Below are 24,340 nucleotides of genomic sequence, written 5' to 3'. Positions count from 1 at the left end.
AGAGGTGAAGCCTTGAAGCCTTGTTGAGGACAGGGTTGCCAGCTTAGGCCTAGCATCGACAGCTTTCCATGGCGAAAGCACCGAAATGCTTGACGATTCCTCCAGACCTCTCACGCCCGTCGTTCAGCCGCCCCACGAAGATGGGGGCCTGCCCGCCGCGGGGCCCGACCCCCTCACCCAGGTGCTGCTGGGCCTGCGCCTGGAAGGTGTTGAATACGGCCGCTGCCTGGTGCACGCGCCGTGGGCGATTTCCTTTGACGCGCAAGCCGCCGCGCGCTTTCACTTCGTCGTCAGCGGGGATTGCTGGATTCACACGCCGCAATCCGGCTGGATGGCGCTGAAGGCCGGTGACGCCGTGCTGCTGCCGCGCGGCACGGCCCACACCCTGGCCAGCTCACCCGAGGTACCGCCGCTGGACCTCGCGAGCTTTGACCGCCAGCGGCTCGCGGACGACATCTATTTGCTGCGCGACGCAACCGCCTCGGCGCAAACACCGTCCCACGCCATGTTCTGCGGCAGCATGACCTTCAACCTCGACCCGCTGCACCCCTTGCTGGCCATGATGCCGGAGGTGATACGCGCCGGCGAGCTGGCCCAGCGCGACCCCGGCGTGCCCATGCTGCTGGAGGCGATGGAGCGTGAAGCTTCGCTCAACCGCATAGGCGCCTGCGGCATCCTGGCCCGCATGGCCGACGTGCTCGCCGCGAGCATCATCCGCGCCTGGGTGGAATGCGCCTGCAGCAACTCGACGGGCTGGATCGCGGCCCTGCGAACGCCCGGCGTGGGCAAGGTACTGGCCGCCATCCACGCCTCGCCCGAGCAGGACTGGAGCGTGCCGGCGCTGGCCAGCATCATGGGCGCATCGCGCTCACGGTTTGCCCAGGCCTTCAAGGAAACCGTGGGCGAAAGCCCGGCCCGCTACGTGGCGCGCATCCGCATGTTCCAGGCCCGCAACTGGATCGCCCAGGACGGCATGCGCGTCACCACCGCCGCCGACCGGCTGGGTTTTGACTCCGAGGCTTCGTTCAGCCGGGCGTTCAAGCGTGTGATCGGGCATCCGCCCAGCAAGGCGCGTGATGAAACAAGAGCGCCTGGTCGTCGCCAAGCCTGAGCGGCGTCGAATCGGTGATCGTAATGTGCGAACCTACTTTTGAAGGTTGCCGCTGGAATTGATGATGGAGAGATCCACACCACCCCAGCCGACCCGCTGGTTGGCTGTGTAGTTGACATAGACACCTCCAAGGTTGTATTCGCCCAGATTGGACAAGGCTTGCAGCACGCCGGCGCGGGTCGGCGTCTTGCCCGCGCGCCGGACAGCTTCCACGGCGATCTTGGCGCCCATGTAGCCTTCGAGGCCCGAGAAAGACAGGGCCTCGCCCGGCGCGTATTTCTTCATGTCGCTTTGGTATTCGGTGATGACCGGCTTGGAAGGAACGAAGGGGAAAGGCACCGCCTGGCTCAACACGATGCCGCGTGCCTTGTCCTTGCCGGCGGCATTGACCAAGCCGTCGTGCAGCAGCACCGACAGGCCGTAAATCTGCACCGCTCCCCCAGGGGCGTCCCGGACAGCCTTGACGAATTCAAACGCAGGCTTTCCCGCGGCCAGCAAAATAATGCCCTTGGGGCGGGTCTCCGTGATGGCGGCGACGGCTGCGCGAACGCTCGCCTCCAGCTTGTCGGGCGCGGCGTCAAGTACCTGCTGTGTCACGATTTTGACGCCCTGTGGACCGCTGAGCTGGGTCGTCAACTGCGCCAGGGGCGGGCCGAAGGCGACGCTCATATTGACGATGGCCAGCGAGTCCTTGCCCCAAGTCTTGGCCTCCTTGAGCAAACTGGCGACTTCATCCGCATAGCCGCTGCGCAGGGGAAACACATTGGCGGCGGAAACCACATTTTTGTCGCCCTGCAGCGGCGCAATCAGCGCGATGCCGTTCTTGCCCGGCAAGTCCTGCTTGGCGATCTCGGCGAGTCCAGCGCTGTTGAGAAATCCCAACAGCCCCACCACCGCCGGGTCGCCGATGAGTTGCTGGGTCAGTTCAATCATTTTGGGGCCTTGCAGGCCGTCGTCAAGCGTGACCAGCTTGAGCTTGTTGCCCTGCAGGGTGTTGCCCGCGTTGACTTTGTCGAAATAGGCCTGGATACCTGTTGCCATGCCTTTGGCATTCGCGGCCGAGGTCGGATTGGTCTGTGACGCGACCTGGCCGAAAACCACGTCGATGGCATGACCGGAAACCGGCAAGGCCAGGATCACAAACGCTGCCATGGTGGTCTTGAGGCACGTGAAGTTGAGGGCCATGAAAGTCTCCTTAAATTACTTATTTAGTACATCATCAAAAAAATGTAATTCAAATGGGTTAAACCCCGAGATGTCGTACTACGCTGGCCGAACGCAGCCCTCAACCGATAAGTTTGAGCGCCGAACTTGCGGCAAGGGCCTTCACAGGCCCGTTCAGACGCCCAGGTACTGGTGAACAATTTCAGGACGGCCGCGCAGTTCATCCGAGCTGCCTTGCCAGACCACGCGGCCTTTTTCAATCACAAAGTGCCGGTCGGCCAGGCCCATCAGCGCTTTCACGTTTTTATCGATGACGATCTGCGACAGGCCCTCCTTCTTCAGATCAGCAAGGGCACGCCAGATCTCGTTTCGAATCACGGGGGCCAGGCCCTCTGTTGCTTCGTCGAGCACCAGCAGCCGGGGGTTGGTCATCAGCGCACGGCCGATGGCCAGCATCTGCTGCTCGCCTCCCGACAGCTGCGATCCCAAATTGCCGCGGCGCTCTTTCAGCCGCGGGAAAAAGGCGTAGACACGACCCAGCTCCCAGGACTTTCCACGGCTCTTTTTGTCGTCGCGAGCGGTCGCCACCAGGTTTTCCTCGACCGTCAGATTGGGAAACACTTGCCGGCCTTCGGGCACCAGCGCCAGGCCCTGGCGCGCGATGCGGTGCGAGGGCAGATGGTCAACGCGGGCACCGGCCACCGACACGCTGCCGGAGGCGACCGGCAGCATGCCGAACAAACATTTGACGGTGGTGGAGCGGCCCATGCCGTTGCGCCCCAGCAGGGTGACCACCTCACCCGGGCCGACATCGAACGAGATGTCAAACAGCGCCTGTGCGTGGCCGTAGGAAGCCTGCAGGCCTTGGACGGATAAAAATGGCGTCATGACTTTTTCCTTGCCCGCTTCATGCTTCGGCTTCTTCACCGAGGTATACCGCCCGCACTTCCGGGTGGTTGCGGATTTCCTCGGGCGTACCGGTGAACAAAATCTTGCCGTAGACCAGCACGCTGATGCGGTCGGCCAGCGCGAACACCGCATCCATGTCGTGTTCGACCAGCAGGATGGTGTAGAGCCGTTTCAAACTTTTCAGCAGCGAGATGACGGCGGCGGATTCCTGCGTGCTCATGCCGGCCATGGGCTCGTCCAGTAGCAGGAACTTCGGCCCCGCGGCCAGGCTCATGGCCAGCTCCAGCTGCCTGCGCTCTCCATACCCCAGGTCGGCCGCCGCAACATGGAGGCGATGCGTGAGGCCGGTGGCTGCCAGCGCTTCTTCGGCGAACTTGCGTGCTTTCCTGTTCGCCAGCATCGGCGTCCAGAACCTGAAGGCATGCTGGCGTGAGCCAAGCGCCGCGAACGTCGCGTTCTCCAGCACGCTGAAGTCCTCGAAGATCGAGGTGATCTGGTAGGAGCGCAACAGGCCGCGCCTGGCGCGTTCATGGATAGGCAAGACGGACACATCCGCGCCGTTGAACCAGACGCGGCCACTGTTCGGTGCGAGCTCGCCTGACAGCTGGTTGATGAGCGTGGTCTTGCCGGCGCCGTTGGGGCCGATGATGGCGTGCAGTTCGCCCTCGCCGATGTCGAGCGACACCGCGTCGGTGACCAGCAACGCGCCGTAGCGTTTGGTGAGGGATTCAGTGCGAAGTACGCTGGCCATTACAGGGCTCCTCGCGCGGCACCCGTCGCCGCAGCGACCGATGCAGTGGCTTTTGGAGCGAGCTTTTCGCGGGAATCAAAGCGCTGCAGCAAGCCGATGATGCCGCGGTTTCCCAAGAGCGTGACGACGACGATGAAGGGGCCGAAGATGACCATCCAGTGCTCGGTATAGCCCTTCAGGATTTCTTCCAGGCCAAGAAAAACCAGCGCGCCCATCAAGGGACCAAACACCGTACCCAGGCCCCCCATCACCACGATAACGATCAGTTCGCCCGAGACCGACCAGGCCAGCGTGCTGGGCGAGGCGAAGGCATTGAGGTTGGCCAGCAGCAGGCCGGCCACACCGCACAACATGCCCGACATCACGTAGGCCAGCAACTGGTAGCGCAGCACCGGGATGCCGGCGGCGTTGACGCGGCGTGTGTTCTGTTTCGCCCCGCGGATCACCATGCCGAAAGGCGCGGCGCGCAGCCTGGCCAGCCACCAGATCGACAGGACCAGCACGACGAAGGCCACGGCGTAGACGTTGGTCGCGGACGACAGGTCCAGCGGGCCGAAACGGCTGGGCTGGGCGATGGACATGCCGTCATCGCCGCCGTAGTTCTTCAAGCTGACAAACAGGAAGTAGCCCATCTGGGCGAAAGCCAGCGTGATCATGATGAAGGCGATGCCGGTGGTGCGCAGGCTGATGGCGCCCGTGACCAGTGCGACGAGGCCGCACGCGCCCAGGCACAGCGCCAGGTGCATCCAGCCGTTGCCGATGCCATGAAAAGAGGCCAGGCCGACGGCATAAGCCCCCAGCCCGAGAAAGAGCGAATGGCCGAAGCTCACAAGCCCGCCGTAGCCCAGCGCCATGTTCAGCGCACAGGCGGCAATGGCGTAGATGATGATGCGCGCGAAGAAGGCGACATAAAACGGCTGGCCGGTGGCATGCGCGACGAAGGGAACGGTTGCCAGCAACAGCAGGACCAGCAGGGGAACCCAGGCGCTGGGGCGTGAGAGAAGTGGCGTCATGGTGTTCACCTGTTGGCCGGAAAGAGGCCTTGCGGGCGCCAGGCCAGAACCACCGCCATCAGCAGGTAGACCAGCATCGAGGCCAGCGCCGGGCCGGCCGCGTCGGCGAGCGAGCGCTCGGTGACCTGCCGCAGCATGAAGGGTAAAAATGCGCGGCCCAGGGTGTCGACGATGCCGACGATAAGCGCCGCATAAAAGGCGCCGGTGACCGAGCCGATGCCACCGATCACGATGACGACCAATGTCGTGATGAGCACCGACTCGCCCATGCCGGACTGCACCGACAGGATAGGCCCGGCCATCGCGCCGGCAAGGCCTGCGAGCATGGCGCCGACCGCGAACAGCATGGCGTTGAGCAGGCGGATGTTGACGCCGAGCGCGGCGACCATCGCGGGGTTCACCGCGCCGGCCCGGATCAGCATCCCCACGCGGGTCTTGTTGATCAGCAACCAGGAACCCACCGCCACCACCAGCCCGACGACGATGATGGCGAAGCGGTAGGCCGGATAGCTGAAACCGGCGATAGGGATGGCGCCGCTCAGGAACTCCGGCACTTGCAGAAATACCGGCTGCGGGCCCCAGATGATGCGCACCAGCTCATTGAAGAACAAGACCAGGCCGAAGGTGGCCAGCACGTGGTCGAGGTGGTCGCGCCGGTAGAGGCGCGCGACTGCGACGAACTCCAGCGCCAGGCCCAGCAGCAGCGAGCCCAGCATGGCCGCCAGCAAGGCCAGCCCGAAGGAGCCGGTGTACTGGAAGGCAGAGGCCGCGAAGTACGCGCCCATCATGTAGAGCGAGCCGTGCGCCAGGTTGACGAAGCTCATGATGCCGAAGACCAGCGTCAGGCCTGCCGCCAGCAAAAACAGCAGGACGCCGTACTGCAGGCCGTTGAGCAGCTGCGCGAAAACAATCGTGCCGTTCATGTCACTTGAGCGCGCATTGCGCGTGGTAGGCATCGACCTGCTTGGGCAAGGGAGTGGCGATGAGCTTTCCGACGACATTGCCGCCGCTCTTGACGGCTTCGAACGCATAGTAGTTCTGCACCGGCAGGTTGTTGTTGTTGAACGCGAATGGGCCGCGCACCGACTTGAACTCGCTGCCGGCCGCCTTGACCGCTGCGGCGAGTGCCTTGGCGTCGCCGGCCTTGGCCTTGCCCAGGGCGATATTCAGGATATTGGCCGCGTCGTAGGCTGTCGCCGCGTACGCGCTGGGCGTGCGTTTGTACTTGCGTTCGAAGTCGGCGACGAATTTCCTGTTCTCGGGCGTGTCAAGCGCCGCGTCCCACATCGCGCCGCTGACGCTGCCGACGGCCGCATCGCGCAGGCCCGGCAGGGTTGTGCCATCGACGGTGAAGACGGAGTACAGCGGCACTTTGGCCATCAGGCCGGCCTGGCTCATCTGCTTGATGAAGTTGACGCCCATGCCGCCCGGGTAGAACACAAACACCGCATCGGGTGCGGCAGCCTGCAGCTGTGCCAGTTCGGCGGAATAGTCAGGCTGGTTCACCTGCGTGTAAACCTCGTCCACGACCTGGCCCTTGAAGTAGCGCTTGAAGCCGGCCAGCATGTCTTTGCCGGCCTGGTAGTTGGGGGCCATCAGGTAGACCTTTTTCAGGCCCTTGTCCTGGGCCAGCTTGCCCATGGCCTCGGCGGCGCCGTCGTTCTGCCACGCGGCGGAAAACACATTGGCCTTGCAACCCGCCCCGGCCAGCGGCGACGGGCCGGCATTGGTGGCGATGGCCACGGTGCCCGATTCGGCGATGCGCGGCAGGCTGGCCATCAGCACATTGGAGAAGCTCAGGCCCACGATGGCATCGACCTTGTCCTTGTCGATGAACTTGCGCACGATCTGGCTGCCGATTTCAGGCTTGAGCTGATCGTCTTCCTTCAGCACCGTGGCGGCCTGGCCGCCGAGTTTTCCGCCCAATTGCTCGACCGCCAGCATGAAGCCGTCGAGCTGGTCCTGGCCGACGATGGCCTGCGGGCCGGACAAGGGGGCCATGAAGCCGATGGTGGCGGCGGCGGAGAACTGGCTGGCGCCGGCCAGTGCGAGCCCGGCTGCGGCGATCAGCGCGCTGCGGCGGAAAGGCGTCTTGGGTGTTGTGTTCATGGTGGGTTGTCTCCTCTGTAGGGGGTAATAAAAGGGTGAAGGGCTGCGGATTCAGTCAGAAATTTGTACGAAGACACGGCCGCCCTCGATGCGCACGGGGTAGCTGCGAACGTCCTGGGTGATAGGCGCGCAGGTGCCGCGACCGTTGCGCACGTCAAACTTGCCCTGGTGCAGCGGACATTCAATTTCATAGCCGTCAAGAAATCCGTCGCACAGACGGGCATGGCCGTGGGTGCAGATGTTGTCGGTGGCGAAGATGCTGCCCTCAACCTTGTAGAGGGCGATGTCGCGGCCGCCGACCTGCAGGCCGATCACGTCGTCTTCAGGCACACCGGCTTCTTCGGTGGCTTCCATCCAGTTTGAGTTTGAATTGCTCATGGTTTAAATCGGGTAGATGATGGAGTTGGGGATCATTTCGCTGTCGTACACGCAAAGGCGTGATGCGAACTTCAGGCCTTGCGGCGTTCGCACGATCACGTCGATGTAGCGGCCGACGTTGAAGACCGTCGACTCCTGAGACAACTTGGTGCGAAAGACCGCGTAGTTGGCCTCGACCTCGAAGCGGTCCTTGCCGGCCGCGCGGATCAGCGGCGCGCCGACGACGTGGCGCTGGTAGTAGGGGTCGTGGAACAGCGTCTCGCGAATGCCATAGACACGGTCCTTCAGCATGCCCTTGCTTTCAAACAGCAGGGTTGCCAGCGGGAAACCGCGTTCATGGTTTTCCCGCGGAATCAGCTTGTAAAGGCAGTCCTCGGTGAAGAACTCCGGCCACAGGTCCCAGTCGCCCGAATCGACCGCCTGGGCGTAATCGGCGTGCAGCTGCGCGATCTGCAGATAGTCTTCGAAGTTGACGGTGGTGGTGGTCATACATCGGCCTCCATCACTTCGCGCCAGTATTGGTACATGCCGCGTATCAATGTCTCGGTGACCATGTGGTCGGTGTCCTCGACCGTGCGCCCGCCGAGTTCGGCCAGGGTGCGGTGGTAAGGCTTCTGCTCGAAACCCTGCTGCGAGAACTCAATCACCTCGCCGTCGTCGGCCGACACAAAGCCGGCCGGGCCGAACAGGTTGGCCTGGCGCAGCCGGCGCTGCGTCATCTCTTGCGTGTCGTCTTCAAAGCCAAAGTGCGTCCACACGAAATCGAAGGAGCCGTGGCCGTCGGGCTGGATGTGCCGCGTCGAGACGCTGTTGACCTGCTGCTGCAGGATGACGCTGGGAAACAGCGTCATCATCACTGCGGTCGGGCCGTTCCACCAGGGCTCGGGCACGATGTCAAGAAAGCGCGGATCATGGAGTTCCATGCTCTCTTTGAAGCTGGACACCTGGGTGACCTGGTCGGCCTTGCCCGACTGGCCCCGCGTGGAAATCATGGCGGCGTGGCGGTGGCGCGCATCCATCTTGAGTTCGGACTTGTTGTCCGCGCGCCAGAGGCCGAAGGTGACAAACCAGGTGTGCAGCAGGCCGGGGTGGTAAGGGTCCTTGATGTTCTCCTGCATCAGCTTCCAGTTGCCCGGAATACGCTGGCGGTTGTAGCCCAGTATCTTCAGCTTGCGGCCGTTGAAGAGGCGGTCGAAATAGCCGAGGATGACCGGCCCGAGAAAGTCTTCGAGCGACTCAATTTCGTGGTCGAAGCTGGCAAACACCACACCGCCGCGCGTAGCAACCTTGAGTTTGTTGAGGCCATGGTCGGTGGTCTTGAAGTCCGCCGGCATACCGCCGTTGACCTTGCCGTCCTGCTTGACACCGCGGCGAAACGGCACGCCCTGCAAGTCGCCCTTCAGCGTGTAGCTCCACTGGTGGTACGGGCAGACAAACTCTTTCTTGTTGCCATGGCGTTCTCGGCAAAACTGCATGCCGCGGTGGGCGCACACGTTCTCGACCACACTGATGCCGCCATCCGCATCGCGCACCATGATCACCGAACGCTCTCCAATCACCGTGCGCTTGAAGTCGCCCGCGTTGGGGATCTCGGCGTCAAGGCCGACGTAGTTCCAGTGTTTGTTGTAGAAAAAGCGCTCTAGCTCCTTCTTGTGCTGGTCCGGGTCGGTGTACGCCATGAAGGGAATCCGGCTTGTGCCTTCGGATTCCCAATGGATCTTGATGGGAAAGGTGCCGGTGGGAACGCCGGTTGTGGCGGTTGCGGCGGTCGATGCAGTCATCGCTGTCTCCTTTTGCTTCGTTTATTCAGCGCCTGCGCTTCAGGCCGTCACCGTGACCGTGATGCCCGCCAGGCCCGCGATATCGCCTTGCATCACGTCGCCCGCAAGCACGGCGTTCACGCCTTCGGGGGTGCCGGTCATGATGATGTCGCCGGGCTCCAGCGTTTCGTATTCGGACAGGTAGGCGATGCATTCCGGAACCGACCAGATCAGCTTGGCGACGTCTGACGCCTGGCGGGCGCTGCCGTTGACGGTGACGCTGATGGCGCCTTGCGCGACATGGCCGCCGTCGGCCACACGGGACAGCGCGCCGACGGGTGCCGACAGCGAGAAGGATTTGCCGAATTCCCACGGGCGGCCCTTGTCGCGCGCATCGAGTTGCAGGTCGCGGCGTGTCATATCCAGGCCCACGCCGTAGCCGTAGACATGGTCCAGCGCATCAGCCACGGCGATGTCGCGGCCGCCCTTGCCGATGGCGACGACGAGTTCAATTTCGTGGTGGAAGTTGTGGGTCTTCGGCGGATAAGGAATGCTGACCGGCGTCGACGCATCGACGGCCGCGTTGGCCGGTTTCATGAAAAAGAACGGCGGATCGCGCTCCGGGTCCTTGCCCATCTCGCGCGCATGCGCGGCGTAGTTGCGGCCCACGCAAAAAATGCGGTTGACGGGAAATCGTTCAGTGATGCCGGCGACGGCAAGCGTGGGAAGGGCGGCGGGTTCGATGGCGTAGTTCACGGGCCTATGTCCTGTAGCAAGGTTGAAAGATTGAAAGGCTGGAAATCTTCAGGCGCGGTGCTCGCGCCAGAGGCCCAGGGCCTGCTGCACCGGGCGGTCTGAATAGCTGAAGAGCACGGTATCCGGACCGGCGCGAAATTGGTGGCTGTGCCAGGACGGCACCACCAGCACGTCGTTTTCATCGAGGCGGACGGTCCTGCCTTCAATGCTTGCCTCGGCGTGGCCGCTGAGGCACACGTAAACCGTGCCATCGGTGCAGCGGTAGGGCCGTGTCTCAAAACCTGCCGGAACCAGCTGGGAGAACGCCGCCATCGTCGGCATGGGTGAGCGGCCGGTGGCCGGGTTGACGTAACGCTGCTTGTGGCCGAAGTGCGCATCAGGCTCGCTGCCCGCGGCAACGGCCTTCAACGATGCCAGCGTGCGTTCCCAGGGATAGACAAACACCTTGGTCGGCTCGGCGGGCTGCTGGTAAAAATCGACCGGCACCATATTGGCACCGTAGCGCGCCAGCGCATCGCCTTCCGGCCGGACGACGGCCTGGTAGTTGCTGTCGCTTTTCTCGGCAAATCCCGCATCAAGGAAACGCACGATGGGAATGTCTAGTCCGTCGAGCCATACCACCGGCTGATCACCCGGGTTGCCGTGGTCGTGCCAGGTCCAGGCCGGTGTGATGATGAAGTCACCGCGGCGCATCGTTGTGCGTTCGCCATCGACCGCCGTGTAGGCACCCTCACCGTCCAGCACCAGCCGAAGCGCGGACTGGGTGTGGCGGTGGGCCGGCGCCACTTCGCCCGGCATGATGAGCTGCAGGCCGGCATACAGCGACTGTGTGATGCAGGATTGGCCGCGCAGCGCGGGGTTTTCCAGAATCAGCACGCGGCGTTCAGCCTCAGCGGCGCTGATCAGCCTGCCCGCTTCCATGACCCGTTCGCGCACATCGGCGTACTTCCACAGATGCGAGACCGCCGGCGACTTCGGCGAGTGCGGCACCAGCGCTCCCAGAACTTCCCACAAGGGCGTCATGTTGTCGGCACCGATGCGGTCGTAATAGGCTTTGCGGTCCAGCTGGGATTCAAGCTTGCTGTTTCTGCTGTTCATGGAAGTTCCTGTTGATCGGTCTGGTCGGTCTGGTCGGTCTGATTGATCAGGTGCCGCTGGCATAAAACGCATCGGCATAAATTTGTTCGGGCAGCACGCCCATCTGCCGCACCAGCAGGCTGGTGGCCTCCACCATGGGCGGCGCACCACAGAGGTAGGCACGGAAGCCGTCGAGGCCGGACCAGTCCTGGGCGATGGCTTCGGTGACCAGGCCGGTGCGGCACCCGGGCGCCTGGCCGGACGCGAGCACGACATGTACCTTCAGTTGCGGATGCTGGTGCTGAAGCTCCGCCAGCCATTCCCGGCCGTAGACGTCGCGTTCGGAACGCACGCCGAAATACAGGTGGATGCTGTTGCGCATGCCTTCGGCAATGACGCCGCGGATGATGGACAGAATGGGTGCCAGGCCCGTGCCGCCGGCCACGCACAGCATAGGCCCCGCATGCTTGCGGCGCAGGTAGGCCGAACCCAGCGGACCGCTGACGCGTACCGCGTCGCCGACCTTCAGTGTGTTGGCGACGTAGCCGGTGACGCGGCCCTCGGCGACCAGGCGCACATGGAACTCCAGCTCGCCGTCGGCGCACAGGCCCGCCATCGAATAAGGCCGGATGTGCTCAGGTGTGAATTGAAGCTGGGCGTACTGCCCAGGTGAAAACTCGATGGGCTTGGCCGGTTTCAGCCGCAGGCGTTTGATGTCATGGGTCTGGTCCTCCACCGCAACGACGGTGGCCTTGACGATTTTTGCCGTATGGACGACGACCTCGTCGGGCTCGGGGATCTCAACAATGCAGGATTCCGTCAGAAAGGTCTGGCAGGCCAATACGTACTGGTCGCCGGCTGCCACCGGCCGCTGCGCCGCCCCACCCGAGTCCAGCACCTGCCCGTCGACGAGCTTGCAGCGGCAGGTGCCGCAACGCCCGGCCAGGCAGCTGTAGGACACCGGCACGTCGTTGGCGCGCAGGGCGTCCAGCAGGTTCACCCCTGCGGTAACGCTCAGCGTGCGCTGGAGAGGGCGGACAAAGATTTCCATCGCGGTCGGTCTGGTGTGTCTCGTGGAGAAGTTGCCTTGCCGCATGTTTTCGGGTGAACATCAGCGGCGATGGGGCAATGATCAGAGGCCCACCAAAATCAGTCAATACAATGGTGTCAATGTTCTGTATCACTGATATCAATAACAGTTAGGAGTCGCAGATGGAACTCAAGGACATCGACCTGAACCTGCTGGTGATCTTTAACCAGTTGCTGACCGAAAGAAAAGTCTCCAAGGTGGCGGAGAACCTGGGCCTGGGGCAGCCCGCCGTCAGCAACGCCCTGGCGCGCCTGCGCAAGCTGTTTGGCGACGAACTTTTCCTGCGCACATCGAGCGGCATGCAGCCCACGCCCTTTGCGGACCAGTTGGCCGAATCGATAGGCTATGCGCTAGGCATGATCCACGGCGCGATCAACGTCAAGAATTCATTCGACCCCGCCAGCAGCAAACGGCGCTTTACCGTCGGCATGACCGACATCGGCGAGATCTACTTCCTGCCTCTCCTGATGGAAAAGATCCAGAAAGTGGCGCCCGGGGTTTCCATCAGCACAGTGCGCAATACCAGCGTCAACCTGAAAGACGCCATGGAGGCGGGCCACGTCGACCTGGCGATAGGGCTGTTGCCCCAGCTGAAGGCCGGCTTCTTCCAGCAGCGCCTGTTCTCCCAGCAATACGTTTGCGTATTCCGCAAAAACCATCCACTGGACAAGCGGAAGGTCTCTTCATCTGATTTTTTTGCGAGCGATCACGTCGTGATTGCGTCCGCAGGAACCGGGCACGGGAAAGTCGACGAAATTCTGGACAGCGGCTCCCAGAAAAGACGAATACGCCTCACGGTTCCCCATTTCGTCGCGATTGGCCATATTCTTCAATCCACCGACATGGTGGCCACAGTGCCCGAGCGTCTGGCAGAAAAAATGGTGAAGCCATTCAACCTCAGGTACGTCAACCACCCGGTAAAGTTGCCGCAAATCGCCATCAATCTTTTTTGGCACGCCAAGTACCACAAAGACCCGGCGAACCAGTGGCTCAGGTCGCTTGTTTTTGAGACGCATTCGGACCGGTGATGCGCGATGGGGTGCAGCAGGTCTGACAGGACGGCGGGCGCATTCAGGAGGCCATCCACAAGGTGCTCCACCGCCTTGACCCATCCACTGTTGCCCCATTCCTGCACCTCACCGCGGCACGCGTCAAAACGCGGGCCACAGGGCATTCCGAGCGCGCACGAGGTCCACGCTGGTCATGACCCACCGCCATGGGCGTCCATGGTTCTCAATTGAAAGCCGTTGCAGGAGGCCGTGCCCTCCCCCTCACCCTGTTTTCGACGGCACCTATCTCACCGCCTCGGCGCTGCTCGGCTCATACCCATCTGCGTACCCTCGCTTTGTAAGCCTCGTACTCTTCCCCAAACAGAGACGCCAACACACGTTCTTCCGGGATGATCTGGAACCGGATGATGTAGAGCACGTACACGACAACCCACAGGACAGCGAGCGGATTCGCCAGAAACACTGCCCACGCCAACAGGGTCAGCAAGAGCCCGACATACATGGGGTTGCGCGTATAGCGGTACACGCCTCGGATGACCAACGAGGACGCCAGGCTTGCCTTGACCGGGTTCACGGTGGTCTTGGCGCGCCGAAACGCAAGCATTCCGGCGATGCTGATGCCTTGGCCGATGCACGCCAGAACGACGGCGCAGAGCACGCGGGCCGGATAGGGAATCTGCACAAGGCCCGCGAGGGCTGGCGTCAGCCACATAAGAAGCCCCAGGACAAGCGCCACGATGGGGGGAGGAACCTTCAGTTCAAGCATGCTCATATCACTCCATGAGGTCTCGCACCCGGCCGTGAACACAGCTGTGATTTCAGCCCAGTCCGAACGTCTTGCGCAGGCCCTTTTCGACCGGGCCAGCGGGCATGAAGCGGCGCAACTTGGCCAGAAGGGACGCTTCGCCCTTGGGCGTGTGGCGCATCTTCCACGGACCGAGTGCAGCGCTGACCATCGTCGCCACAACGCCTTCAGGCGTGGGCGCCTTTTGCACGTTGTTCTGGAAGGCTTTGGTGACGATGGCAAGCTCTTTGCTGTAGTCCGGGATTCTGGCAGCGGTCTGGGGCGCGTTGAGATCAAGGTTGGTTTTGGTGAAGGAGGGCTCGACCAGCGACACGCGGATGCCGAATTGGCGTACTTCATGATCCAGTGACTCGGACAGCCCTTCAACAGCGTATTTGGAGGCCGCATACAAGGCCATGTACGGCGAACATAGAAAGCCCACCACCGAGCTGACATTGACGATGCGACCGGAACGCTGCTGGCGCATGTGCGGCAGCACGGCCTTGATCACGCGCAAGAGGCCGAAAAGGTTGGGTTCGAACAGCGTCTGGGCTTCGGAAATCGAGGTTTCTTCAGTCGCGCCCAGCAGGGTCACACCCGCATTGTTGACCAGGACATCGATGCGCTTGGCCTGCGCGATGATGGCCTGAATGCCTCGATCAACGGAAACATCGTCGCGGATGTCCATCTCAATGAGCGTGACGCCAGGTATGGCTTGGGCCTTTGCCGGGTTGCGCACGGTGCCGAAGACCCGGCAGCCTTGTTCGGCAAACTTTGTGGCGGCGGCGCATCCGATGCCTGACGACACGCCGGTGACGAGGACAACTTTGGAATTCGACATGGCAGTTCCCTTGTGTAGAGGATGTGGAGTGAGGAGGATCAGTTTTGCAAGGAGGCAGGTCTGATCGGATTGCGCGCCATGACGATCCACGCTGCGCCGGCGATCATCACCGAACGCTCGCCGGGGAGGCCCGCGAAGACGGCACGAACCGCGGCCGAGGCGCGGGCGCGGATGTCGTCGGGCTGATCAGCGAGCGCGCGCGACAGCGGGCCGACCTCGAGCGCCATCTTCACCGCGTCGTCGATCGCAGCGTCCCGCGTCCCGCCCTCGCCGAACGGGACGGAAGCATCGAAGGGCGCGATAGCGATATCGGTGAAGCCGGCTGCCGTCAGGATGCGCGCCACTCGTCCCCGGTCGCCGAACGAAAATGGGCCGGGCGCTTCGGGATCGGGCAGCGCGGCCAGCGGGACGATGCTCTTGAGCGCGCCAATCGGCAGGCGCACCCAATCGTTCTCGGCCACGCCGCGCCAGCAGACGAAAGCGACCCGCCCGCCCGGCCGGAGCGCGCGTCGCAAGTGGGCGAACGCCCCTGCCGGATCGTCGAAGAACATCACCCCGAAACGCGAAAACAGGATGTCGAACGCGCCCTCGGGCAGCTCGGCGCTGCTGGCGTCGGCCACCCGGAACAGGGCCGGCGCATCCCGTGGCGCAAGCGCGCGCGCTCGGCCGATCAGCGCTTCGGATATGTCCACTCCCAGCACTTGGCCCCCCGCGCCGACGCGGGCGGCCAGAGCCAGACTCGACGCGCCTGCGCCGCAGCCGACGTCCAGCACGCGCTCGCCCGTCGCGGGCGCGACGGCTTCGATCGCGGCCTGGCCGAACACCGCCACCATGGCGTCGAGCCGGGCCTGGTTGGCGACCCAGCGCTCTCCGCTTTGGCCATTCCAGTCGGCGACCCGATAGGCATTTTGCTCTGTCATGCTATCTCCTTGTTCTGATTCGTTCTTAACCAGCTACCCTTTTATCGAGGCAGGGGGAAATGGCGCTGCTCGGCCCATGCCGCGATCCGTTCCGCGATCGCCTCGGGGGCATCGATGTGCAGGAAGTGACCGACTTCGGGGACGACCTCCAGCGCGTGTGGGCCGGCAAACCGATGTCTGTCGTTGACCTGCTGGGGGAAGATGCAGCCATCGTCGGAACCGTGGAGCTGCAGCAGGGGCGTTGTGATCGGCTGAGACAGGCGGCGCATCGCCCCAAGCATGCCGGGCCGAAGCAGCCCCCGGTAGTAGCGCAAGGGGGCAGGCATGCTCGCCCGCAGGGTCTCATGGAGCTCCGCCTGGACAACTGGATCGAGCGAGAGGCCGGGCGACCACTGACGCCATAGGTGGTCTATGAGGGCGAGATCTCGGGCGCTGACGATCCAGCCGCTTCCCGGCAGTTGGAAGAGCCCCATGTACCAGCTCCGGCGTAGCTGAGAGAGGCGCGGCTGGCTCAGAAATGTCAGAGGGTGGGGGAATGCCATCGTGACTGCGCGTTTGATCCGCTCCGGGGCGGTGACGCAGACATCGTATGTGATCGCGCCGCCCCAGTCGTGGCCAATCAACTCCACGGGCTGCCCCGGAGACCAGCGGTCGATCAGCGCGAGCACGTCGCTGGTGAGGGCTGCGAAGTCGAATGGCCCCGCAGTCGGGGACGGCGCGTAACCGCGAAGCCAGGGTGCGACGACGTGACGTCCGCGGCGGCCGAGTTCGGCAAGGAAGGGCTTCGCGGTCGGGGGATGGTCCGGGAAGCCGTGCAAGACGATGGTCGGTTGGCCATCGGGATCACCCCCCTGCAACGCGTGAAAGGTGCCGTGTGGCAGGTCGAAGGTGACGTGTTCGAACTCCATGTGTGTCTTCTCAAACCACCATCGATTGCTGGGCGAAGATACCCGCCATCGCGCCCTGCGATGATGCCTGGGTAACCGATGGCAAGAAGGGCGTGGTGAGGTCGCCGGCGGCGTAGATGCCGGGAATGCTGGTTTGGCGGCGTTCGTCGACCTTGAGGACGATGCCGGTGGGTGTATCGACCGTGGCGAGGCCCAGTGATCCATGCAGGCTTGAGGACGGCTTGTTGCGCGGATGGGCGAACAGGACGTCGACCGCGATATTGCGGCGGGTACCGAGATTGACGGTGGTGATATGGCCCTTGTGATGGGCGATCTCGACGATCCGGCCATCGACGACAGGTATGTTGCGGCGCGCCAGATCGGCCCGGATATCAGGCGGAATGTCGTGACCATCGGCGAAGACAGTCAATTTTTCGGTCCAATCGAGGAACAGCCTGGCCTGATTGTGCGATTGCGGGCCGGACCAGACGAGGCCCCAATGCCGGCCGGCGACTTCAAAGCCGTCGCAATAGGGGCAGGGCACGATGGACGTACCCCAGCTTTCGGCAAAACCCGGAACATCGGGCATCTGGTCGGCGACGCCATAGCTCAGGATCAGGCGGCGCGCCGCGAGGCTTTCGCCATCGGCAGTGAGGACGGAGAAATCGTCGATCGCGCCGGAAACGCTGTCGGCCCGGGCATTGACCAGCTTGACCGTGGGATAACGCGCCAGCTGCTGCCGCGCTTCGGCCAGGATGTCCAGCGGTGGCTTGTGATCGTGGCCGAGCAGGCCGTGCGAGTGGCCGGCAAAGCGATTGCGCGGCAGGCCGGTATCGAGAACAGTGACCTTGCGGCGGGCACGGCCGAGTTGCAGGGCGGCGGCGAGGCCGGCAAAGCTGCCGCCGATGATGATGACGTCATTCATGGTGATGGGCTCAGTGTGGGTTGATTGATTATTGGACTAGCAAGTACAGTAATGTAGAGCCCATATAATAAACTGTCAAGTCCACTATATATACCCATGACCTCGTCCCCAATTCCCGCTTCCAAGCCCCAACGCGGACGGCCACGCGACCCCGAGCGCGTCCGGCGCATCCTGGAAGCGGCGCAAAGGCACTTCAACGAGCATGGCCTGGAGCGTGCCAGCGTGGATGCCATCGCCGCGGACGCCGGTGTGTCCAAGATGACCGTGTACAACAACTTCGGCTCCAAGGAGGGGCTGTTCCAGGCGTTCGTGCGCGACAGGACGGCGACGGTGGTGGCTGGCGTCCCAGGCGCCGGGGCGCCGGACCCGGACCAGCCGGAGAAGGCGCTGCTGGCGATCGGCGCCCGGTTTCTCGCACTGGCGCGCGGGGACGACGCACTGGGCGCGTTGCGCTCTGTCTACGGCGTCGCGGGGGCGCAGCCGCAAGCCTGCCGTGCCTTCTACAAGGAAGGCCCGGAACGTGCGAACGGCGAGCTGGCTGCCTACCTGCGCAGTGCCCACGCGGCGGGCACGCTGAAGGTGCGGAACCCGCTTCAGGCAGCGGACCTGTTCCTGTCGATGTTCCTGGGCTCCGGGCACATCCGCGGACTGCTAAAACTCGAGATGCCGGATTCCCGGGAAAACAGGGCTCTTCTGCGCGAGGCCGTACGGGTCTTCATGGCGGCCTACGGCGCGTAGGCTCCACCTGCGACGCCGGGAAGCGATGGGAGACCGCCCAGTCGTGAGACATGGTTCTGCTGTTGTCGGGGTGGCAGTACCAACGCTCTAAAGCTCGCCGCGGGACCATCACTGGCCCACGGCGCTTCAGGCCAGCTTACTTGGCCGGCTGGATTTCCGTGACCACGATAGCGCCGCCAGCGGATTCAGCCTTGAAGCGGATCTTGTCACCCGCTTTGACCGTATCCAGCATCGCGGGATCCTTGACCTGGAACACCATGGTCATGCCTGGCATGTCCAGGTTTTTGATCTCGCCGTGCTTGATGGTGATTTTTTTGGTTTCTTTATCCACTTTGCGGATCTCGCCATCGGCCATCTCGGCAGAAGGCTTCGCGGCCTCTTTTTTCGCATCGCCCATCGGCATTGCATCGCTCCCGGGCTTCGCAGTTGATTGGGCGTGCACTGCACCGGCAAACAGGGCCGCGAGGATCAGAATGGATTTGAGGGACTTCATGATTCATTTCCTTTCAGGAAGAGGTGGAAGATTTCGAGGGATAAGACTTAAAAATGCTGGTGCTGCCATCGGCCTTGACCAGCAGCACGTCGTAAGCGTCTTTTCGCTTTCCGTAGATGGGCCCGTCCATTCCCGGCGAGCCCACAGGCATGCCGGGCACCGCCAAGCCGATCGCTTTCGGGCGCTCGGCCAGCAGGCGTTGAATGTCACGCGCAGGTACATGCCCTTCAACGGCATAGCCGCCGACCTGTCCGGTGTGGCATGAGCCCAGCCTGGCGGGTATGCCAAGCCGTGCTCTTGCCGCCGTATTGCCGCTATCGTTGACCCGCACGTCAAAGCCGTTGTCTTCCAGGTGTTTTACCCAGTCTTTGCAGCAGCCGCACTCGGCGTCTTTCCAGACTTCGACAAAGGGACGGGTTTTGGCGGACGTGCCGCCACTGAAAACGGGCTGCGCGCCGGCGACTAATACCGGGAGAGCTTTGAGAAACGAGCGTTTTTGCATGGCGACCTCCGTCAGCGTCAGGATTACTTGGATGCCACCACCGTGACCTTGCCCATCATCCCGGCCTGGTAGTGGCCGGCGATCAGGCAGGCATAGTCAAAAGAGCCTGGCTTGTTGAAGGTCCAGATGATCTCGCCGGTCTTGCCCGGGCCGACGTGAGCCATGTACGGCTCCTCATGCTCCATGTTCGGGAACTTCATCATCAGCGCGGCATGCTCATCGAGGTCCGTCTTGGTGCCGATCACCATCTCGTGCATGGTCTGCCCGCCGTTCTTGAGGACAAACCTGATCGTCTCGCCTTGCTTGACTTCCAGCTTGTCAGGGCTGAAGCGCATGTTGTCAGTCATGGTGAAAGTCACCGTCCGGGTAACGGTTTTGGCATCGCCGGCGATGCCCCATGCCTTCTGCTCTTTTTTGACGGGGCCTGCTTTTTGGGGGTGAGCTTCGTCGCCGTGTGCCAGAGCCAGGGTACTCGCGGTGGCAATCAGCGCACCCACCATGATGGAGGTCAGTTTCTTCATGAAAAATCCTATTGATGAAAGGGTTGAGGGAAAGGGAAAGGGAAAAGGAACTCAATGCTTCATGTTGCCCATGGGCTTGCGCACCTGGACTTCAACTTCTTTGGCGGGCATGTTCTGAACCGGCATCGATTTGCCGCCTTCCGCGGCAAAACGCGCAGGGTTGGGCAATGAGCCTGTCCACTCATAGGCGACCTCACCGGGCGGGTGCTTGTACCAGCCCGGATCCTTGTAATCGCCGGCCTTCTGGTCCTTGCGGACCTTGACCACCGAGAACATGCCACCCATCTCGACCGAACCGAACGGACCGGTGCCGGTCATCATGGGCGCCGTGTTGTCGGGCAAAGGCATTTCCATCTCGGCCATATCGGCCATGCCGCGCTCGCCCATCACCATGTAATCCGGGATGACGTTGGTGATCTTGCGAGCGACCTCGCGGTGGTCCACGCCGATCATGGTGGGCACATCGTGGCCCATGGCATTCATGGTGTGATGGCTCTTGTGGCAGTGGAAGGCCCAGTCGCCCTCCTCGTCGGCCAGGAATTCAATCTGGCGCATCTGACCAACGGCGACATCGGTCGTCACCTCGTACCAGCGGGTTGACTTGGGGGTCGGCCCGCCGTCGGTGCCCGTGACCAGGAACTCGTGCCCATGCAGGTGAATCGGGTGGTTGGTCATGGTCAGGTTGCCAATGCGGATGCGCACCTTGTCGTTTTTGCGGACCACCAGGGGATCAATGCCCGGGAAGACCCGGCTGTTCCAGCTCCAGAGGTTGAAGTCCAGCATGGTCATGATCTTGGGCGTGTAGGCGCCGGGATCAATGTCATAGGCATTGAGCAGGAACACAAAGTCGCGATTCACCTCGTCAATCAGCGGATGCCTGGCCTTGGGATGGGTAATCCAGAAGCCCATCATCCCCATGGCCATCTGGGTCATCTCATCGGCATGCGGGTGGTACATGAAAGTGCCTGGGCGCCGCGCGACAAACTCATAGACAAAAGTCTTGCCGACCGGGATGGCCGGCTGGTTCAGGCCGGAGACTCCGTCCATGCCGTTGGGGATGCGCTGTCCGTGCCAATGAACGCTGGTGTGCTCCGGCAGCTTGTTGGTGACAAAGATGCGTACCCGGTCGCCTTCCACCACCTCGATGGTGGGGCCGGGCGATTGGCCGTTGTATCCCCAGAGGTGCGCCTTGAACCCCGGGGCCATCTCTCGCACCACAGGTTCCGCGACCAGGTGAAACTCTTTGACGCCATTGTTCATGCGCCAGGGAAGCGTCCAGCCATTGAGGGTGACCACCGGGTTGTAAGGACGCCCGGTGTTGGGGACCAAGGGCGCCATGGTGTCCGGCCTGGTCTGGAGCACGGGCTCCGGCAACGCCGCCATCGCGACCCTGCTGACCGCAGCGGCAGCCACTGCGGTTGTCAGCGCACCGGCGCCGGTCAGGAAATTTCTTCTGTTTGTCATAGGGATTCCGTAATGGGTTGTGGCAGGCTCAATGGCCGCCTTCGGCGCCGCCACTGGCGGGGCCTGACGTGGACACGCCGGCCATGGAGGTCGGCTTGCCGGTCATCGATGCCGCAAGCGCCGCGTCGGCCAGCCAGAACTGCTGGTAAGCGTTGATGGCCGCCGTCACGCTGGAGATCTGTTCACGCGTATCCGCCAGCAGCTCAAACACGCCGATCAACATGCCGTTGTAACGAAGCACGTTTTCCTCCGCCATGGACTTGCGCAAGGGAACGACCTCATCGCGGTAGTGCCTGGCGAGGTCATACGCCGTTCGGTAGGCCGAATAACTCTCGCGCAGCTGGGACGAAGCACCTCGCACAGTGCTTTCGTAGCGGTTCGCGGCCGCCAGGGACTGCGCATTCATGGTGTCGCGCTGGGCCGATCCCCAGTCGAAAATCGGCAGGCGGATGCCCAGCTCATACCCCCTGCGCGGCGTGCGGGTGCCAGCCGCATCGTCGATGACCGTATCGCGCCGAATCCCGAGTTCCACGTCGACCAGGCTGGTGAGCAGATTCAAGCCCTGGGAGCGCCCCGCCACGTCGAGTTGATGGCGTGCCATCTGGACATCAATGCGCTGCTCGGTCGCATTGGCGCTCACCGAAGCGGGCGGGCGGGGTTCCTTGGGCAGGTCCGGCAGGCGTTCCGGCAGCTTCAACTGATCGGCCTGGGCGTCGGTCAGCCCCAACTGCCGGATCAACTCCTCCCTGGCAGCCGTCGCGGTGTGCTGCGCAGAAGCCAGCTGGGCCGCCGAGTCGGCGTAAAAGCTCTGCTGGCGTGCCCGCTGCAGCTTGTTGAAGTTGCCCACCTGTTGCATGCGCCTTGCAAGTTCGGCGCCGGCTTGCGCGGTGGTGTTGACCTGTTCCGCATACTGCAAGCTTTGCTGTGCGCCAACGGCCCGCACCCAGGCCTGGCGCACCTGCGTCACCTGTTCCACCACGCTGGCACCGAGTTGAACCCTGGCTTGTGCGACCTGCCCGCGGGAGATGGCCATGCGCTGCGGCAAGGTCAGCAAGTCCAGCAAACCAAACGACAGCATGCGGTTGAGTTCGAGCTCAGAGCCCATGCGGGTGCGCTCAAAGGTGAACAGCGGATTGCTGATCCGGCCGTTTTGGCTCGCGGTGGCCATGTCGGACCAGCTCTGGGCGAGCAAGGTCTGTACCGCGGGGCTGTTGGCCAGCGCGAGCTGGACGGCATCGTCCATGCTCAGCGGTTTGGCCAGCAATTCGCTTGTGAGCTTGCTGCGCGCCTGGCGCTGCTGGTCGGTGCGGCTGAGCTCAAGCTTACCTTGGGTGAAGGTATGGGTGGCGGCGTTGCCATTGGCGTCTTCAAGCGTCTGGTCAAAGTTGACAGACGCGCAGCCGGCCAGGACGAAGGTCGCCGCAGCAAGGGCACTGAATCTAAAAAAGGTGTTCATGGTGCTCCTCGGTCAGGGTTTGGCCGGCGCGGTGCGTGCGTCGCCCGGCGGCGCTGCCTGGGGCGCCTGCGGCTGCCTGGCTTCCTTGGCGTACGCGCGCCAGCCGCCGATTCGGGCGGTGGTGTCGTTGGCCTCCTTCCAATCGACCGTGACTTCTTCGGTATAGGGCTTGTACCCTTCCATGGCCGATCGGAAGGCCGGAGGCGGGCTTGCCTGGGCCGCGGACGTTGGAGCAGCCGGGGCAGGACTTTGCGCGGCCGACGGGCCAGGCAATGCGGATATCAACACCAGCCCGTAGGCCAGCAGGGGTTTGAACATGGGATTCCTCGCGGTTTCATGGAACGGCGACAACAAAGACATCCCCCAAGAGGGAGATTTAACTTTGATGGCGAACGATGAAAAGCACCCGTACTGCGGAGCCCGAAGGTCCGCAGTCAGCCGGGTGCGTCAGGCGCGAGGCGGCTTCTCGGGCAGGCCCGAGGGAACGCTGCGGATCGGGGCCGAATGCTCGATGTCAACGGCGCTGGGAACGGCATGAATGGTCACCGCCTGAGTGGCGGAAGTCATGCCGACAAGGTTGCAGCAAGAAGCACACACACCGCATTTGTGGGCAGCATCGGGCAGCTGGTTTTGCAGGTCTGAAGCTTGCTCCGCACCGGCGACTTGCGCCGCCTCGGCATGCATCGCGTGGTCGTGGCCATCACTGGAAGCTTGCGCATGGTGATGGTGGGCTTCAGGATCGGCTGGCGCCTGAACAACCGTATGGTCCGCGCCCTTGCCGCAGTACTGCATCGATGCCGCAGCAAAGCCCTGCATGGGCAAAGCCAGCATCATGAGCCAGAGCAGGAAGGTGCAAAAACGCGACATCGTGTATGGATTCTAGCGACTGATTTAAGTTCAACCGAAATGGATCTTTTCCAAATGTATATTCAAAAGGCTACTGCTCCTGTCAGGAGTTGACTCAGTTTTCCCGTTTGCCCCGACGTGAAGTTATGACCCGTGGATCCGACCCGAGGATCCGCCGCCAGTTCCACCGTATCGGAAGGTCACGACTTCTTCCCGTTGGCCACTACCTTGATTTTTCCGACCATACCGCCTTGGTAATGGCCCGCGATCAGGCATGCGAAATCGAATTCACCCGCACGGTTGAAAGTCCAGACCAGTTCGCCGATCTTGTCAGGCCCTACGTGGGCCATGTACGGCTCTTCGTGTTCCATATTGGGAAACTTCACCATCAGGGCTGCGTGCTCGTCGAGCACTTCTTTCGTGCCTATGACGATCTCATGCATGAGCTTCCCGCTGTTTTTGACGACAAACTTGACGGTGTCGCCCTGCTTCACCTCCAACTTGTCCGGAGTGAAGCGCATGTTATCGGACATGGCCAATTCAACAGTACGCAGGGCACCCGTTGCATCTCCCGCAATACCCCACTCCTTTTGCTCCTTCCTGACGGGGCCAGCCTTCTTGTTGTGGTCTTCACCTTCATGAGCCATGGCGCCCAAAGACATTGCGATCAGTGCCGCAGCCAACAACTGGTTCAAACGTGTCATTTCAGGTGTCTGTTGAATTGCGCTGAAGTCTGACCCGAGTTTTCCATTGAATATTGACCCACACTCTTTGTGAGCAGAAGGTGCTCACGATGTGGATAAGTTCTTGGTTTTCTCCTTTTTGGGCTGAGTCT

28 protein-coding genes are annotated in these 24,340 nt (G+C 62.7%); 3 read left to right on the top strand and 25 right to left on the bottom strand.

Going from position 1 to position 24,340, the window contains the following annotated elements:
* Nucleotides 1-85: 85 nt before the first annotated feature.
* Complete coding sequence (locus PMI15_RS00440) at nucleotides 86-1,111, top strand: AraC family transcriptional regulator (protein ID WP_007862464.1); 1,026 nt, start codon at nucleotides 86-88, stop codon at nucleotides 1,109-1,111.
* A gap of 33 nt (nucleotides 1,112-1,144) precedes the next feature.
* Here the strand turns inward: PMI15_RS00440 and PMI15_RS00435 are convergent, their stop codons facing one another.
* The 12 genes from PMI15_RS00435 to PMI15_RS00380 form a co-directional block, all read right to left on the bottom strand.
* Nucleotides 1,145-2,296 (bottom strand): ABC transporter substrate-binding protein, encoded by a 1,152-nt coding sequence (locus PMI15_RS00435; protein ID WP_007862462.1) that lies wholly within the window; start codon nucleotides 2,294-2,296, stop codon nucleotides 1,145-1,147.
* 153 nt (nucleotides 2,297-2,449) lie between these two features.
* Nucleotides 2,450-3,163, bottom strand: a complete 714-nt coding sequence (locus PMI15_RS00430) for an ABC transporter ATP-binding protein (protein ID WP_007862460.1) — start codon at nucleotides 3,161-3,163, stop codon at nucleotides 2,450-2,452.
* Nucleotides 3,164-3,182: 19 nt separating this feature from the next.
* Entirely contained in the window at nucleotides 3,183-3,935 is a 753-nt protein-coding gene (locus PMI15_RS00425) for an ABC transporter ATP-binding protein (protein WP_007862458.1), read from the bottom strand.
* Nucleotides 3,935-4,948, bottom strand: a complete 1,014-nt coding sequence (locus PMI15_RS00420; RefSeq protein ID WP_007862455.1) for a branched-chain amino acid ABC transporter permease — start codon at nucleotides 4,946-4,948, stop codon at nucleotides 3,935-3,937. The genes PMI15_RS00425 and PMI15_RS00420 overlap by 1 nt, the downstream gene beginning before the upstream one ends.
* Nucleotides 4,949-4,953: 5 nt before the next feature.
* Nucleotides 4,954-5,871, bottom strand: coding sequence for a branched-chain amino acid ABC transporter permease (locus tag PMI15_RS00415; RefSeq protein WP_007862454.1), 918 nt, complete (start codon nucleotides 5,869-5,871; stop codon nucleotides 4,954-4,956).
* 1 nt (nucleotide 5,872) lies between these two features.
* Nucleotides 5,873-7,057 carry an ABC transporter substrate-binding protein gene (locus tag PMI15_RS00410; protein ID WP_007862453.1) on the bottom strand — a complete coding sequence of 395 codons (1,185 nt, stop codon included), beginning with the start codon at nucleotides 7,055-7,057 and terminating at the stop codon, nucleotides 5,873-5,875.
* Nucleotides 7,058-7,108: 51 nt separating this feature from the next.
* Nucleotides 7,109-7,435 carry a non-heme iron oxygenase ferredoxin subunit gene (locus PMI15_RS00405; RefSeq protein WP_007862452.1) on the bottom strand — a complete coding sequence of 109 codons (327 nt, stop codon included), beginning with the start codon at nucleotides 7,433-7,435 and terminating at the stop codon, nucleotides 7,109-7,111.
* 3 nt (nucleotides 7,436-7,438) lie between these two features.
* Nucleotides 7,439-7,924, bottom strand: coding sequence for an aromatic-ring-hydroxylating dioxygenase subunit beta (locus PMI15_RS00400; protein WP_007862451.1), 486 nt, complete (start codon nucleotides 7,922-7,924; stop codon nucleotides 7,439-7,441).
* Nucleotides 7,921-9,216 (bottom strand): aromatic ring-hydroxylating dioxygenase subunit alpha, encoded by a 1,296-nt coding sequence (locus PMI15_RS00395; RefSeq protein ID WP_007862450.1) that lies wholly within the window; start codon nucleotides 9,214-9,216, stop codon nucleotides 7,921-7,923. The genes PMI15_RS00400 and PMI15_RS00395 overlap by 4 nt, the downstream gene beginning before the upstream one ends.
* Nucleotides 9,217-9,255: 39 nt before the next feature.
* A complete protein-coding gene (locus PMI15_RS00390; protein ID WP_007862449.1) occupies nucleotides 9,256-9,951 on the bottom strand; it encodes a fumarylacetoacetate hydrolase family protein in 696 nt (231 codons plus the stop codon).
* A 48-nt stretch (nucleotides 9,952-9,999) separates the two neighbouring features.
* Nucleotides 10,000-11,049, bottom strand: coding sequence for a gentisate 1,2-dioxygenase (gene gtdA / locus PMI15_RS00385; protein ID WP_007862448.1), 1,050 nt, complete (start codon nucleotides 11,047-11,049; stop codon nucleotides 10,000-10,002).
* A gap of 46 nt (nucleotides 11,050-11,095) precedes the next feature.
* Nucleotides 11,096-12,079: a 2Fe-2S iron-sulfur cluster-binding protein gene (locus PMI15_RS00380; protein WP_007862447.1), complete on the bottom strand. Its 984-nt coding sequence runs from the start codon at nucleotides 12,077-12,079 to the stop codon at nucleotides 11,096-11,098.
* 161 nt (nucleotides 12,080-12,240) lie between these two features.
* Between PMI15_RS00380 and PMI15_RS00375 the strand changes: the two genes are divergently transcribed.
* A complete protein-coding gene (locus PMI15_RS00375) occupies nucleotides 12,241-13,146 on the top strand; it encodes a LysR family transcriptional regulator (RefSeq protein ID WP_007862446.1) in 906 nt (301 codons plus the stop codon).
* A 292-nt stretch (nucleotides 13,147-13,438) separates the two neighbouring features.
* Here the strand turns inward: PMI15_RS00375 and PMI15_RS00370 are convergent, their stop codons facing one another.
* From PMI15_RS00370 to PMI15_RS00350, 5 genes are read right to left on the bottom strand one after another with little or no spacing between them, the layout of a single operon-like run.
* A complete protein-coding gene (locus tag PMI15_RS00370; RefSeq protein ID WP_007862444.1) occupies nucleotides 13,439-13,894 on the bottom strand; it encodes an isoprenylcysteine carboxylmethyltransferase family protein in 456 nt (151 codons plus the stop codon).
* 52 nt (nucleotides 13,895-13,946) lie between these two features.
* Nucleotides 13,947-14,753 carry an oxidoreductase gene (locus PMI15_RS00365; RefSeq protein WP_007862443.1) on the bottom strand — a complete coding sequence of 269 codons (807 nt, stop codon included), beginning with the start codon at nucleotides 14,751-14,753 and terminating at the stop codon, nucleotides 13,947-13,949.
* A gap of 38 nt (nucleotides 14,754-14,791) precedes the next feature.
* Nucleotides 14,792-15,673 carry a class I SAM-dependent methyltransferase gene (locus PMI15_RS00360; protein ID WP_007862441.1) on the bottom strand — a complete coding sequence of 294 codons (882 nt, stop codon included), beginning with the start codon at nucleotides 15,671-15,673 and terminating at the stop codon, nucleotides 14,792-14,794.
* A gap of 41 nt (nucleotides 15,674-15,714) precedes the next feature.
* Nucleotides 15,715-16,581, bottom strand: coding sequence for an alpha/beta fold hydrolase (locus tag PMI15_RS00355; protein ID WP_007862440.1), 867 nt, complete (start codon nucleotides 16,579-16,581; stop codon nucleotides 15,715-15,717).
* A gap of 10 nt (nucleotides 16,582-16,591) precedes the next feature.
* Nucleotides 16,592-17,485: an NAD(P)/FAD-dependent oxidoreductase gene (locus PMI15_RS00350; RefSeq protein WP_007862438.1), complete on the bottom strand. Its 894-nt coding sequence runs from the start codon at nucleotides 17,483-17,485 to the stop codon at nucleotides 16,592-16,594.
* Nucleotides 17,486-17,581: 96 nt separating this feature from the next.
* Between PMI15_RS00350 and PMI15_RS00345 the strand changes: the two genes are divergently transcribed.
* Nucleotides 17,582-18,223 carry a TetR/AcrR family transcriptional regulator gene (locus PMI15_RS00345; RefSeq protein ID WP_007862437.1) on the top strand — a complete coding sequence of 214 codons (642 nt, stop codon included), beginning with the start codon at nucleotides 17,582-17,584 and terminating at the stop codon, nucleotides 18,221-18,223.
* 136 nt (nucleotides 18,224-18,359) lie between these two features.
* On the opposite strand, the gene PMI15_RS00340 is transcribed toward PMI15_RS00345, so the two are convergent.
* The 8 genes from PMI15_RS00340 to PMI15_RS00305 all read right to left on the bottom strand — a co-directional run bounded on the left by PMI15_RS00340 (nucleotide 18,360) and on the right by PMI15_RS00305 (nucleotide 24,209).
* Nucleotides 18,360-18,716 (bottom strand): copper-binding protein, encoded by a 357-nt coding sequence (locus PMI15_RS00340; RefSeq protein ID WP_007862435.1) that lies wholly within the window; start codon nucleotides 18,714-18,716, stop codon nucleotides 18,360-18,362.
* 13 nt (nucleotides 18,717-18,729) lie between these two features.
* Nucleotides 18,730-19,218: a DUF411 domain-containing protein gene (locus PMI15_RS00335; RefSeq protein ID WP_007862433.1), complete on the bottom strand. Its 489-nt coding sequence runs from the start codon at nucleotides 19,216-19,218 to the stop codon at nucleotides 18,730-18,732.
* A 23-nt stretch (nucleotides 19,219-19,241) separates the two neighbouring features.
* Entirely contained in the window at nucleotides 19,242-19,739 is a 498-nt protein-coding gene (locus PMI15_RS00330; protein ID WP_007862432.1) for a plastocyanin/azurin family copper-binding protein, read from the bottom strand.
* Between the two features lie 51 nt (nucleotides 19,740-19,790).
* Nucleotides 19,791-21,203, bottom strand: coding sequence for a multicopper oxidase family protein (locus PMI15_RS00325; RefSeq protein WP_007862431.1), 1,413 nt, complete (start codon nucleotides 21,201-21,203; stop codon nucleotides 19,791-19,793).
* A gap of 28 nt (nucleotides 21,204-21,231) precedes the next feature.
* Nucleotides 21,232-22,659: a TolC family protein gene (locus PMI15_RS00320; protein ID WP_007862430.1), complete on the bottom strand. Its 1,428-nt coding sequence runs from the start codon at nucleotides 22,657-22,659 to the stop codon at nucleotides 21,232-21,234.
* Nucleotides 22,660-22,671: 12 nt separating this feature from the next.
* Nucleotides 22,672-22,977 (bottom strand): hypothetical protein, encoded by a 306-nt coding sequence (locus PMI15_RS24590; RefSeq protein WP_007862429.1) that lies wholly within the window; start codon nucleotides 22,975-22,977, stop codon nucleotides 22,672-22,674.
* A 129-nt stretch (nucleotides 22,978-23,106) separates the two neighbouring features.
* Nucleotides 23,107-23,526: a hypothetical protein gene (locus tag PMI15_RS23850; RefSeq protein WP_007862428.1), complete on the bottom strand. Its 420-nt coding sequence runs from the start codon at nucleotides 23,524-23,526 to the stop codon at nucleotides 23,107-23,109.
* A gap of 179 nt (nucleotides 23,527-23,705) precedes the next feature.
* A complete protein-coding gene (locus PMI15_RS00305; RefSeq protein ID WP_007862427.1) occupies nucleotides 23,706-24,209 on the bottom strand; it encodes a plastocyanin/azurin family copper-binding protein in 504 nt (167 codons plus the stop codon).
* Nucleotides 24,210-24,340: the final 131 nt, after the last annotated feature.

It is taken from the genome of Polaromonas sp. CF318 (genome assembly GCF_000282655.1).
In the GTDB taxonomy this organism is placed as follows: Bacteria; Pseudomonadota; Gammaproteobacteria; order Burkholderiales; family Burkholderiaceae_C; genus Polaromonas.
Note: the sequence above shows the minus strand (reverse complement) of the source record. Positions and strands in the feature narration are given on the sequence as shown.